This window comes from Marinomonas sp. TW1 (assembly GCF_001625355.1).
GTDB lineage: Bacteria > Pseudomonadota > Gammaproteobacteria > Pseudomonadales > Marinomonadaceae > Marinomonas.
In genome coordinates, this window is record NZ_JSEE01000005.1 from 113,511 (window position 1) to 126,883 (window position 13,373).

A 13,373-nucleotide genomic window follows, 5' to 3' on the forward strand; every position below is an offset into this window, starting at 1 on the left:
GGAATAAAGATTCAAATAGCTCAGAGATAAGCCGCAATGGGCTTATCTCGTTTAGGAACAGAGGAGAGTGCGCTACTGGGCGGCGCGAGTGGCCTCAACAAGGGCGATGACTTGTTCTTTGGTGTTCACGAGATGGTCTCGCAAACAGGTTATTGCCCCTTCGATGTCGCCCGCTTTGGCGAAATCCAGCAACATTTTATGGTCATGGCTGGCGCGGTCGCGGTTATCCAACTTATCAATGTGCATACTCACGTAGCGGTTGGCCTGTAAAGTGACACGATCCAGCAGGTTTTCCGTCATATGACGACCAGCAGCACAATAAAGTAGGCCGTGGTATTTGGCGTTCAATGGCCCCCACTCGGCGATGTTACCGGCGTCATAGGAGGCTTTCATCTCCGCTAGAATATCATCGCATTCAGCAAACAGGGCGTCCGTCATATGAGGAATGGCTCGGGCAAATAAGTCCACCTCGAGTAACGTTCGCACATCGAATATTTCGGCAATTTCCTCAAGGGAGTGTTTCGTCACCGTGGCACCACGGTTATTTTGAAACACCAGCAACCCCTCAGCATCTAGGCGTTTTAGCGCTTCACGCACGGGCATACGAGACACATCATATTCTTCAGCGAGCAGTTCTTGGCGAATCAAAGCCCCTTCTTCTAGTTCACCCGAGAGAATACGCTGACGTAAATCTGCCACTATGACATCCGGTAGACTCTGACGTACCACCGCTCTTTTTTGAGCCAATTTCATTACCTCATACTTTTCATTCTAGCCACTATATCAACACAAGCAGAGTGAGCTTGTGAACCAGACGAAACACACATTCTGCGCATTATAGCAAACCCCACCCTCAGGCAGTACGGCAATCTAATACTGTATTTTAACTAAGCTTACCAACTGCCGGTACAGAGCAATACCTCCTAATGAGTATTATGTTTGAATATCATCAAACAAAGCATTGATAGCTTCTCATTTTTCAACGCTTTGCCTTTGCCTACTATCGATCATCACAAATAGTTAATGACCACTGCCAGTACCGCTTTTTGTTACGGTTAATTAGGTACTGAATTTTTTCTCCACAGCCAAGTCTGGAGCCTATTATGAATGTCACACTTTCTCAGCCTGAATTGTTGAAAAGCCACTCTTATGTTGGTGGTAAATGGATTGCGGCCAAATCGGGTAACACTTTTGCTATTACAAACCCAGCCAACGGTGAGCACATTATTGATGTCGCTGACCTTGGTGCAGAGGAAACCACTCAAGCCGTTGAAGCGGCTGAGAAAGCACAAAAAGCATGGCAAGCACTGACAGCCAAAGAGCGCGCAACCTTATTACGTCGTTGGAATCAACTGATTCTGGACAATCAAGATGACCTTGCTAAATTGATGACGTTGGAGCAAGGCAAACCTTTTGCAGAAGCAAAAGGGGAAGTGGCGTACGGCGCTTCTTTTATTGATTGGTTTGCTGACGAAGCTCGTCGCTTATACGGTGATGTGATTCCGACCTTCGCTAGCGATCGTCGCGTATTGACGATTAAACAAGGTATCGGTGTGGTCGCAGCGATTACACCTTGGAACTTCCCTATTGCCATGATTACTCGTAAAGCCGGTCCAGCATTAGCGGCCGGTTGTACCATTGTGATTAAGCCGTCTGACGAAACCCCATTATGTGCATTGGCATTAGCCGAGTTGGCTCATCAAGCAGGCATTCCAGCCGGTGTATTAAACGTAGTGGTGGGTAAAAACGCTAAAGACATTGGTGGCGTACTGACCGGTAACCCAATTGTGCGTAAATTAAGTTTCACTGGTTCAACGCCAGTCGGCAAGTTGTTGCTGTCACAATGTGCGCAAACTGTGAAACGTACTTCCATGGAATTAGGTGGTAACGCGCCTTTCATCGTGTTTGATGATGCAGACCTTGACGCCGCGGTAGAAGGCGCCATCAATTCTAAATACCGTAATGCAGGTCAAACCTGTGTATGCGCTAACCGTATTCTTGTTCAAGAAGGCGTTTACGATGCTTTCGCAGAAAAACTAGCACAGCGCGTTTCCAGCTTTAAAACCGGTGATGGTTTCGCCGAAGGCGTCAACATTGGCCCTCTTATTAATGGCGCGGCGGTAAGCAAGGTAGAGCAATTGGTTGAAGACGCGGTATCAAAAGGGGCTAAAGCGCTCATTGGTGGCGGTGTCGCACAAGGTGCAGGAACACAATTCTTTGAACCGACCGTCTTGACGGGCGTGACCGAAGACATGGACATTTTCTCTAATGAAATTTTTGGTCCAGTTGCGCCATTGTTTAAGTTCAAAACCGAAGAAGAAGCCGTTGCCATGGCAAACAATACCCCATTTGGCTTGGCTTCTTATTTCTATTCCCAAAACTTAGGTCGAATCTGGCGTGTTTCTGAAGCTTTAGAATACGGCATGGTGGGCATCAATGAAGGTTTAATTTCCAGTGAAGTTGCACCATTCGGTGGTGTAAAAGAGTCTGGTAGCGGTCGCGAAGGTTCTAAGTATGGCATCGATGAATACGTTGAAACTAAGTATTTATGCATGGGTGGTTTAGCTTAAACCCTCTCTCGTTTGTTTGCAGGGTGATAACGGTCATCCATTTTAGACTTTAAGGCAAAGCCAGTGCGACATTACTGGCTTTCATAACTAAGGTAGTACACATGAAAAACGCTGATTTACAAAAACGCAAAGAAGTAGCCATTGCACGTGGCCAAGGAAACATGGCGCCAGTCTATGTTGACCGAGCAGTAAACGCTGAAATTTGGGATGTTGAAGGCAAACGCCACATTGATTTTGGTGCTGGTATTGCCGTCGTCAATACGGGTCACAATCACCCGAAAGTAAAGGCTGCTGTGCAAGAACAGCTAGAGCGCTTCACACATACTTGCGTTATGGTTAGCCCTTATGAATCTGCTGTTGAGTTGGCCGAAAAGCTAAACGCAGCAGCGCCTGGTAACACGCCGAAAAAATCCATCTTTGTGACCACAGGTGCTGAAGCCGTAGAAAACTGTGTGAAAATCGCCCGAGCTCATACGGGTCGTCCAGGCATCATCGCGTTTAACGGTGGTTTCCACGGCCGTACTAACATGACCATGGGTCTAACGGGTAAAGTAAACCCTTACAAGATTGGTTTTGGCCCATTCCCAAGCGATATCTTCCACGTACCTTACCCAAATGAGTACCTAGGCATCACTGAAGAGCAAGCACTTGCTGACCTGCAACTGCGCTTTACTTGTGACATCGAACCTTCTCGCGTTGCGGCCATTATCATTGAGCCAGTGCAAGGTGAAGGCGGTTTCTATATGGCGTCAGCCAGCTTCCTACAGAAGCTTCGTGCGCTATGTGACGAACACGGTATTTTGTTAATACTTGACGAAATCCAAGCAGGTTTTGCTCGTACAGGGACTATGTTCTGCCACGAACAAGCCGGTATCGAAGCGGATCTGATGACGGCGGCAAAAGGCATCGCAGGCGGTTTCCCAATTGCGGCAGTAGTGGGTAAAGCGGATATTATGGACGCACCCATTCCTGGAGGTTTAGGCGGCACTTACGGTGGCTCTCCAGTAGGTTGTGCGGCCGGCCTTGCGGTATTTGACGTAATTGAAGAAGAGAAGCTGTGCGAGCGTGCTGTGCAAGTGGGTGATCACTTTGTGAAGCACTTGACTGAAATGCAAGCCGAATACCCACAGATCATCGGCGAAGTCCGTAATGCTGGCGCGATGATTGCGGTGGAATTTGTTCACGATGGCGATGTAAACAAGCCATACCCAGAGTTAGCAAAACAGTTGTCTGCGAAAGCCGCTGAAAACGGTTTAGTGCTTCTTTCTTGTGGTATTCGCGGTAACGTCATTCGTTTCCTACCAGCGTTGACCATCGAAATGGACATCATCGACGAAGGTATGGACATCTTCAAACGCTGCTTTAAAGAGCTTGTCTAAAGACTTCCGTTCAACTTATTGCATTCCATGTTATGAGTAGAGCAAGCCACTTCTTAGGAAGTGGCTTTTTTATGTCGTGGCGATATTCTCAATGATCATGCTTATCATAGGAATCATAAGGAGGTAGCCCTAAGTCTTTTCTTAAATACTCTGGTAAATTACGGCTCTCTAAATGCACTTCTCGTAATTCTTCACGTCTTTTCCTTTCTTCTCTTTTTTCTTTCAACGTATTGTTTAATAGTAATATTTTTTGATTTAACCACAATAATAGTGCCCACATACTCTCACCTCCTGTTGAATTATCACTTTATTCTGGTGGCAAAAGCGGGTAAAAACGAACGTTATATTCTTACGGGAAAGATTAGAAAATCTTATGGATTAAGGCCTATGAATCATAGAGTGACCCATCTTAAAGCCAGTCATTATTTCTCCGTTGCCAGTCAGACCTTAAGTTACACCAAGGCCGCGGAGCAACTGAATGTTTCACAGGCCGCAGTCAGTCAACAAATTCGCTTACTGGAAGAATACCTCGGTGTGCCTTTGTTTTATCGAGTCGGACGCGAAATGCGGCTCACCGTACAAGGTAAAGAGTTGGCTAGTCATCTCACACAAGCTTTCGAACACATCAGTCAAGGTTTGGAAAGCGTGAAACTCGAGCCTTTAGAAGGGACGTTACGAGTGTCTGGGTTACAAAGCTTTGTTTCTTTATGCTTAATGCCTAAATTGTGGCGTTTTTCTGATCTGTACCCTGGAGTGAATGTGAAACTTTTTTCCTCTGACGAAAGGGAAGACATTCACTCAGGTAAAGTGGATGTCATTATCGATAATCATAAGAATACAGACGACAATGCTGAGCAAGCGTTACTCCTGTCTTCCGAAGTCATCCCTGTATTTTCACCAGCGTTAGCAAAGAGAATTGGTGTGCAACAGCCAACTGATTTACTGCGCTGCTGGCTAATTCAAGTTGATTTACCTCAGTATCGTTGGCGTACTTGGTTCAATGAACAACAGATTTCCGCCCTAAACAGTGACCAATTACTTTGGGCAGAAGTCACCTCTTGGTATATGGGCATTAGCGCGGTCAAAGCTGGACATGGTGTATTTTTGTGCCCTAGGTTTATGGTGCAAAAAGAATTAGATGAGGGCTCTTTATTACAGGCTTACCCTAAAGCACTCAACACGCCCATTGAATTCTATTTGTGCTACGCCAAAAGCTCACCACGGAAAAAAAGAATACAGTCATTTGTGGATTGGCTACTGGAAATAGACAATCAATGCAGCGGTTAAATCACGTATTTCCGCACAGCTAGACATTAATAAGGCGCGACGATGAGTTCTTCTACCGTCTGATGTAGCACTCGAAGGAACAGCTCGCGAGGTTTATTCGGCTGAGTGGTTTTCTTACAAATCACAGCGACGCCTAAAGTATAAGACTTACTGTTAGGTGCAACCGCAAGAATGTCGCCGCGATCCACATAAGGTTGAGCATATTGTTCAGGCAAAAACCCTATGTATTGACCTGATAAAATCAATGCTAAGCGACTATCGTAAAAATAAGATATGGCGGTGAGATTCATATGTGAAATTTGCTCACTCACTGCTTCATGAGGCTTTAAACCGGCATGAGTAGCAGGGTAAACGTCAGCTTGTTCTACTTGATCAACTTCAGACAAACTCGCTAATGGATGATGCTTACCACAATAAAGATAACAGTCGTCGCTGTACAAATGCACGTAATCTAGACCATCTAACTTGCGGTGATAAGGAATAAAACCAATGTCCGCTTCATCGTTTAGTATCATTCTTTCGATATTCGACATGGACGATACATTTGTCGTGATGGATACCTCTGGGGCATCACTGACAAAACGTTGGATTAATTCGGGAAAGTGACTACGCGGATCCAAGCTCACTTTGTCTGATAAAGCGAGTCGTAGCTGACCGGTCAAACTGGCATTGAGATTGTTCACTGTGGTTCGAAACGCATCCAGAGATTCCAGTAGTTTTTCTGTCATTTCATAAATAATGATGCCTTCTTCGGTCAGGGAAAACCCGCCTCGGCCACGTTTGCATAACACCAAGTTCAAGCGTGCTTCCAAGTTCGAAATATGCAAGCTAATGGTCGAACGACCAATGTTTAATGAGGTTTCCGCTGCTGAAAAGCCACCACAGTCCACTACCGTCTTGAATACTTTAAGCTGTTTGATTTCATAATCACCAACTTGTCCTAGTGAATAGTTTTTTGCGCTCATCTCTGCCTCATTCGCCTTTGTGATTCATTATTATGAGTCAATTATCCTTCTTCTGACCTTAACAGGGTAGACACTGACATCCCTTATTCCTTGCTATTTTAGCAACTAAGTTCGTTGATCCTCTAACTTTACATTGATTGATCCTGCTTTCATCCGACTTAGGGCTTGATTAAGGTTATACAGGTCAAACACGCTCGTGATCTCAATGATCTGATTACTGAGAAAGTAACGTGTTTGCTCGGTTATACCTTAGAAATGGACTTTTGCCTATCGCATCTTTCATTTCGACCTTCCAGCATATTTGTTTTTGGCCTGTCTATCTATTTGGGTAGGCGGGCTTTTTTAATTTTACAAATAGCCTATTTGAAAAAGCGATTCTAGGGAGCTTAATATGTCGATCGCGTTATCCGTCCGTCAGAAACTCATCGCCATAGTGATCATGGTATCTATTGGTTATGCTGGTTTTGGCGCTTATGCCATATATAACTTGGCAAAAATGTCGAGTGCTGCTGACGATGCCAGTCAATTAAGTGCGTTAACCACTCAAGTGAAAAACATCGAAGTCGCGTTGTTGAAATTTGAACGAACCATGTCGATCGTCACAACCGGCAGTCTACCTCAAGTTCGAAATACGCTGGCCAACATCCAACAAACTACCGGCGCAGGCTTTGACATCAAAGCCAATCTAGTTGGAGAGCGTGGCACACAATACCTCAATCAAAGCCAGGCCATTCTACCAAACTATATTGAGGCCCTAGGTCAGCAACTAACGCAATTAGAAGCCTTAGGATTGGACGAAGAATCCGGCGCGCTGCGTGAGCTGAATCAATCCGCACAGGTTTTAGAAGAACAATTCAGTACTCTGGCAAGCTTTGCGGCTAGCTTTAAAGAAGTTCGTAATCAAGAAAAGAACTTCCTAGCTTATCGAGATGAAGATCATAGAAGCAGTTTGTTTGAGGCCATTAACCAACTAAAAAACAACGTTAATAACATTGGCTTTGGGGATGTTTTTAACCCTTTTATTCAAACTTATGAAGACGCCTTAACACCTGTTATCGATCGCGCCATGACCATAAAGTCACAACAAGTCGCACTGGCTAAGTTGAGTCATGATTTTACAGAATCCATGGATCAAAGTGCGGACTATTTACAGGGCACACTGCTCACCCAAGCGCAACAACGCTCCAAACAAACAGCACAACAAGCACGCAATTCTTTGATCATCGCTTGCCTATTACTTGCTGCGTTTATCGGCTTTGTTTTAATTGGTGTCATGCGCTCTTTAAATCAAAACCTGTCCTCTGTCTTGAAAATGCTGACACAAGTCGCACACGGTAAATTGACCTCGCAACGCTTTCAAGTCAAAACCAATAAGCCAGATGAGTTCCAGCAACTCTCTATTGCCTCTTATCAAATGTCGAATGAGTTGCATCAATTAGTTGGTCATCTACTGTCCAGCAATCAGCACCTCATTGTCACCGCCGATGAATTAGATACTGGCATTCAAACCATCGTCACTGGCAGTCAGCGCATTCGTGATCGTAGCCATACCTTAGCCGCCTCAACAGAAGAAATTTCGGCCACAGCAGACACAGTCCGTAATATGACGCAAGCCGTCGAAAGTGGGGCTCAACTGGCGTATGAATCGGCCAGCCATGGTGCGAAGACGATGGAGCAAGCCATGACCAGCATTGGTGATGTAGCAGACTCCATTCAACAGACCAATAATCGGGTGGATCGACTGGGCGCGTTATCTAAAGAAATCGATGTGGTGATTGAGCTAATCGTTGGTGTTGCAGAGCAAACTAGCTTACTGGCCCTTAACGCCGCCATTGAAGCCGCCAGAGCTGGAGAGGCCGGTCGCGGGTTTGCCGTGGTTGCGGATGAAGTCAAAGCGCTGTCAGAGCAAACCGTGAAAGCGTCTGGCGACATCACCAGTAAGGTGGAGAACATTCAGCGAGAGACACAAGCCGTCATTGAAGCCATGGTTCACAGTTTATCTAAAGTTGAGCAGAGCAAAGATCAAGGTGAGAACGCTGTCACCACCATACATCAGATTGAAAAGAACACCTTGGACGCCATGAAAAACAGCCAAGAAATCAGCCAAGCGATTCAAGAAGTCGCCTTAACCACGACACAAATGGCACAAGACATGGATATCATCGCTCAAGAGATCAAGGAAAATCACTTTGCTACAGAATCCATCCAATCTGCTAACGATAATATTCACCAACAAACAAAACAATTGGCCAAACAAATTCAAGGTTTTGAACTGTCTTAATGAGCTGAATGACAGGATTTCGAAAATCAATTTTCACAAAAGCACCATTTTAGGGCAACGATAAATTAGAATCATCCGTTGCCCAATTATCTTAAAAATTGCAAAAAATATGCAGATATTTCAATGCGATAGAATAGATTTACTCATGCTATTATTGATTTAAAGTTAACCTAATTGCGCACCATAATAGAGCACTAAAGCATCTTAATGGTGCGCTTTTCTTTATAGTTGGCTGATTTTAAAAGGCTTTTTTATTTTTCAATAGTTTGGTGATGGCAAAACTTTAGATGGGTTTTGTATGCTTTAACGCTAGTTGGCTTTTTGAAAGTATCAAATACAAGTTGTCACAACATCTGGTTGGTGACCTTTTTCTGCAAACTTTGTTTATGAGGTAGTTCATGTTAAAGACGATTCAAAAAGCAAAAAAACGTTTGGTCGCAAGTTCATTAGCTGTGGCGCTTGGTTTAGGAGCTGTCGCTTCTACTGCGGCTCAAGCAGCAGATCACAATTGGCGTTTCGCTAACCTATATAGCCGAGGCAGTGCGTTCGGTGAAGTATACGAAAGCTTGGCGAAAAACATTGAAACTATGTCTGATGGCCGTATCAAGGTTCAAGTACTTTATTCTGGTGAAGGTGTCGGTACAACAGGAATTCTAGGTGCCGTAAAAACTGGCCTGATTTCCATGGGCGCGCCTTTCCAATCTATGCACGCTGGTGAACTACCGGCAGGCATCGTGGAAATTGGTCTACCAGGTGGTACTGATAACGCAACGGAATTGACGACCTTGTTCCAAGAAAAAGGATGGGCACCTATCCTTAAAGAAGCTTACGGTTCACAAGGTCTTGTTTGGCTTGACCCATACATTCAGCCAGCCGTTTACGTTTTAACAAAAGAACCAATCAAATCCATTGAAGACTTCAAAGGTTTGAAAATCCGTGCGCCAGGTGCTTATGGTAAATTCCTACGTAATCTAGGTGCTTCACCTGTTTCTCTAGCTTGGGGTGAGATCTACACTTCTTTGTCTACTGGTGTAATCGATGGTTCTATCGGTTCTAACATGATTGACCACCGCGATGGTAATCACGTTGAAGTTGCGAAGTACATGTACCCACTTCCTCTAGCGGGCGCACAAGTGTTGCCAATCATAGTTAACCGCAATGCTTGGAACAAATTGTCTCCAGACCTTCAAGCAATCGTTTCTGCTGCGACAACTGTCCACGCTCGCGATCAGTTGACTAAGTCTAAGCTATGGGAATCTCAAGCCGTGGCTGAGATGGAAGAGAAAGGCCTAAAATGGAGCCCAGCACCAAGTGATGCTGATAAGGCTGCTTGGCAATCAGCAGGCGCAGGCTTGTGGGATGAGTACGCTAAATCTGATAAATACAGTGCTGAGTTGATTGAAGTACTTCGTAAAGAAGCGAACTAATTCAGCCTTTCTATCAAGGGATTGATACAATAAACAAAGGAGACATATTTTACTGTCTCCTTTGTTTTTAATAATTTGTCATAACGCACAACCAACCCTTCCCATCCTTTTAAGGTATTACACAATGATAGAGACAGCGATTAGGCGTTATTGCCTTACCATTCATGCGCTGGTGGCCTTTGTCGGCAAATCCATATCTTATTTGATGCCAGTGCTGGCTTTTGTCGTCGCTTTTGAGGTTTTCTCACGCTACTTCTTAAATAAGCCAACGATTTGGGCATACGACTTATCCCTGTTTATTTTTGGTTACATTGCCGCTTTAGGTGGAGCCTACGCGCAACAGCAGCGAGCCCACATCAACGTCGATATTCTTTACAACAAAGTGTCGCCACGTATGCGCAGTTTGTTCAATATTCTTTCATTCTGTCTCGCTATCTTCTTTGTCGCCATTATTTGCAAAATGAGCATCGGCAAATTCGAAGAAGCCTTACAGTTCAACTATCGCCGTCAAAGTGAATGGGCGCCTCATATGCACCATTACTGGGTCATGATGGCCGTTGCCAGCTTTATGCTTGGTTTGCAATTAAGCAGTGATTTATTAGAAGAAGGTTTTCACCTGATTACTGGCAAGACATTACTTCCAGATTCCATTCGAAATGTAGAGGAAACGCCTCATGATTAGTATTGAGCTGCTTACCGGCGTTTTATTACTTTGTATCCTAGTCACCTTCGCACTGGGTGCACCAGTTGGTTTGGGCCTAGGCGGTATCGCCATGGCAGTAGGTTACATTACTTGGGGAGACGGTTTATTTAATGTCATTCCCACCACCTTAGAAGCGACACACTTTAGCTTCATTTTGTTAGCCATCCCTTTGTATATTTACATGGGGCAGCTGCTGACCCGCTCTGGCATCGGAGATGCCATGTTTAACGCCAGTCAAATGTTGATTGGTAAAGTACGTGGTTCATTAGCCATCAGCGTTATCATTGTGTGTTCTATGATTGGTGCCATGGTTGGCATCATAGGTGCCGGCATTATGACTTCTGGCAGCATTGCCTTACGTCCTATGTTAGAACGTGGTTACAACAAGCGTTTGGCCTTGGGTGTAATCATGGCTGGTGGTGGTCTGGGGATTTTGATTCCCCCTAGTATCCCAATGATCATGTTTGCTTCTTCCACGCAAAACTCAGTAGGGCGCATGTTTATTGCGGCCTTGGTACCAGCCTTAATCACCATTGTGTTACTGATCACTTATGTGGTGATTTCGTGTAAGCTGGATCACAGCAAAGCCCCTTTGGACAAAGCGCCAGATGTACCACCAACATTAAAAGAAAAATGGTTTACGGCTCGTGATGGTCTGTTGTCATTGCTACTGATTGTAGCGGTATTGGGTAGTATTATCATGGGGGTTGCGACCCCAACAGAATCCGGCGCAATCGGTGTGGTCGGTGCCATTTGTTTGGCAATCCTCTTTAAGCGTTTTAAACCTCGCATGGTTCGTAATGCTGGCATGCAAGCCGCTTTGTTGGTCAGTGTCGCCATGTGGATCATTTTTGGGGCCACGGTTTTCAGTAACTTCCATCTGTTGATGGGCGTACAGAACATGGTCGCCGGCTTCACACAAGACCTAGGCTTATCGCCAATGATGGTCATCATTATGTTCCAGCTAATCATGTTATTGCTTGGCTTCATTATTGATGAATTCATTATTGTCTTGATGTGTGCGCCAATCTTCACACCAATTGCGGTGTCGTTAGGTTTTGACCCTATCTGGTTTGGTATCTTAATGATTCTTAACATCGAGATAGCCGTACAAACACCACCTTATGGTTTTGCCTTATTCTATTTAAAAGGCATCGCGCCACCAGGCATTACCATGTTGGACATCTATAAATCCGTGACACCGTTTGTTCTTATAAAACTCTTGGTGTTGATCATTTGTATGTGTTTCCCTGAATTGGTGATGTGGTTACCAAACAAATTGATGGGATGACGATTGTATTCCTGTCACTCTAAATGAATAAAAATAAAAGCGGCTCTGTGATTAGAACAGAGCCGCTTTTTTATTATGCTTATCTTTTAATCGCCTGCTGCCTCTAAGCCACTGTTATTGCTCAAACCGCTTTAAAATTATGGCGGCATTTACACCACCAAAACCAAAGCTATCAGACAATACATAGTCCACTTGTTTTTCACGTGAAACCAACGGCACCAAATCCATATCCTTGATGCCGTCTTCCGGCTGATGCAAGTTCAGTGTCGCAGGTAACTTACCAGTGAGAATACTTTGCGCACTGAAGATTGCTTCCACACCACCGGCCGCGCCAAGTAAGTGCCCAATAGAGGATTTCGTCGAAGAGACCGCTACTTGACTCACGGCATCGCCAAAGATGCTTTTTAAGGCATTAATCTCACCACGATCCCCAACAGGCGTCGACGTGGCATGTGCATTAACATAACCAATTTGGTCTGCCCTGATACCTGCCATCGTTAAGGCTGCCGAGATCGCGCGAGCGGCACCTTCGCCACTCTCAGGGCCAGAGGTTAAATGATACGCATCGGCACTGGTGCCATAACCGACAACTTCAACTAAAGGGGTCGCACCTCTTGCTAGAGCATGCTCTAACGTCTCCATAACAATGAGACCAGCACCTTCCCCCATGACAAAACCATCTCGCTCAGAGTCAAAAGGTTTTGATGCTTGCTCAGGGTGATCGTTATTGGTTGATAATGCTTTCAAAGCACTAAAGCTAGCCAATGATAAAGTATCAATACAAGCTTCTGTGCCGCCAGCTAAGGCTACCTTAGCTTCACCAGATCGCAGCAAACGCATAGCATCGCCTATGGCCTGAGCACCAGCCGCACACGCCGTAACCGGTGTACCAATAGGGCCTTTGAAACCATATTTTAGAGACACGTTGCCTGCCGCGAGGTTAGCCAGAAAGGCAGGTACCGTAAAAGCAGAAATCCGTTTTGGACCAGACTCCTGTAATGTTGTATGGGCTTTAGTAATGGTAGGAAAGCCTCCTATGCCCGTACCGATCACTGTGGCCGTCGCCTGTTTGTCTTGTTCCGTCTCAGGTAGCCAATTTGCCTGTTTTAGTGCTTCATCCGCTGCGGCTAAAGCAAACAGTGTAAACAGATCTACTCTTTTTCTTTCTTTTGGTGACAGATAGTCGGATTCATTTAATCCATTCTCTTGTTCCGTAATACTCGGCACTTGCCCGGCAATCTTAGTTGATAAGTTTGCGGCTATGGAATCGGGTAAAGTGCGAATACCAGATTCACCAGCAATCAGTTTTGCCCAAACGGATTCGACGCCAACGCCCAGTGGCGATACCAAGCCCATTCCGGTAATAACGATTCGATCTTGTGAAGACATGAGTTAACCCTCTGCATTTCAAATAAGTGGTTTTGCATTTTTGATCGTTTTATTTGATCTCTGCAAAATGACCTTACCCAT

General features: G+C 45.0%; 11 protein-coding genes. 7 read left to right on the plus strand and 4 right to left on the minus strand.

The window, feature by feature from the left end; genetic code table 11:
• Positions 1 to 72 precede the first annotated feature (72 nt).
• On the minus strand, positions 73 to 747 hold the full coding sequence (locus OA79_RS05905; RefSeq protein ID WP_063332409.1) for a GntR family transcriptional regulator: 675 nt from the start codon (positions 745 to 747) through the stop codon (positions 73 to 75).
• Positions 748 to 1,103: 356 nt separating this feature from the next.
• Here OA79_RS05905 and OA79_RS05910 point away from each other — a divergent pair, with 356 nt between their 5' ends.
• Together OA79_RS05910 and gabT are read left to right on the plus strand one after the other, a co-directional pair.
• Positions 1,104 to 2,570 (plus strand): NAD-dependent succinate-semialdehyde dehydrogenase, encoded by a 1,467-nt coding sequence (locus tag OA79_RS05910; protein ID WP_063332299.1) that lies wholly within the window; start codon positions 1,104 to 1,106, stop codon positions 2,568 to 2,570.
• A gap of 101 nt (positions 2,571 to 2,671) precedes the next feature.
• On the plus strand, positions 2,672 to 3,949 hold the full coding sequence (gene gabT, locus OA79_RS05915; RefSeq protein WP_063332300.1) for a 4-aminobutyrate--2-oxoglutarate transaminase: 1,278 nt from the start codon (positions 2,672 to 2,674) through the stop codon (positions 3,947 to 3,949).
• 88 nt (positions 3,950 to 4,037) lie between these two features.
• Here the strand turns inward: gabT and OA79_RS05920 are convergent, their stop codons facing one another.
• On the minus strand, positions 4,038 to 4,229 hold the full coding sequence (locus OA79_RS05920; protein ID WP_063332301.1) for a hypothetical protein: 192 nt from the start codon (positions 4,227 to 4,229) through the stop codon (positions 4,038 to 4,040).
• Between the two features lie 107 nt (positions 4,230 to 4,336).
• Between OA79_RS05920 and OA79_RS05925 the strand changes: the two genes are divergently transcribed.
• Positions 4,337 to 5,236, plus strand: coding sequence for a LysR substrate-binding domain-containing protein (locus tag OA79_RS05925; protein WP_063332302.1), 900 nt, complete (start codon positions 4,337 to 4,339; stop codon positions 5,234 to 5,236).
• Positions 5,237 to 5,262: 26 nt separating this feature from the next.
• Here the strand turns inward: OA79_RS05925 and OA79_RS05930 are convergent, their stop codons facing one another.
• Positions 5,263 to 6,201 (minus strand): LysR family transcriptional regulator, encoded by a 939-nt coding sequence (locus tag OA79_RS05930; RefSeq protein WP_063332303.1) that lies wholly within the window; start codon positions 6,199 to 6,201, stop codon positions 5,263 to 5,265.
• A gap of 391 nt (positions 6,202 to 6,592) precedes the next feature.
• On the opposite strand from OA79_RS05930, the gene OA79_RS05935 reads away from it, so the two are divergent.
• The 4 genes from OA79_RS05935 (at position 6,593) to OA79_RS05950 (ending at position 11,903) form a co-directional block, all read left to right on the plus strand.
• Positions 6,593 to 8,482 carry a methyl-accepting chemotaxis protein gene (locus OA79_RS05935; RefSeq protein ID WP_063332304.1) on the plus strand — a complete coding sequence of 630 codons (1,890 nt, stop codon included), beginning with the start codon at positions 6,593 to 6,595 and terminating at the stop codon, positions 8,480 to 8,482.
• A 398-nt stretch (positions 8,483 to 8,880) separates the two neighbouring features.
• Entirely contained in the window at positions 8,881 to 9,909 is a 1,029-nt protein-coding gene (locus tag OA79_RS05940; RefSeq protein ID WP_063332305.1) for a TRAP transporter substrate-binding protein, read from the plus strand.
• 124 nt (positions 9,910 to 10,033) lie between these two features.
• Complete coding sequence (locus OA79_RS05945; RefSeq protein WP_063332306.1) at positions 10,034 to 10,591, plus strand: TRAP transporter small permease subunit; 558 nt, start codon at positions 10,034 to 10,036, stop codon at positions 10,589 to 10,591.
• Positions 10,584 to 11,903, plus strand: a complete 1,320-nt coding sequence (locus OA79_RS05950; protein ID WP_197465363.1) for a TRAP transporter large permease — start codon at positions 10,584 to 10,586, stop codon at positions 11,901 to 11,903. The genes OA79_RS05945 and OA79_RS05950 overlap by 8 nt, the downstream gene beginning before the upstream one ends.
• Positions 11,904 to 12,017: 114 nt before the next feature.
• On the opposite strand, the gene fabF is transcribed toward OA79_RS05950, so the two are convergent.
• On the minus strand, positions 12,018 to 13,292 hold the full coding sequence (gene fabF, locus OA79_RS05955) for a beta-ketoacyl-ACP synthase II (protein ID WP_063332307.1): 1,275 nt from the start codon (positions 13,290 to 13,292) through the stop codon (positions 12,018 to 12,020).
• Between the last annotated feature and the right edge of the window lie 81 nt (positions 13,293 to 13,373).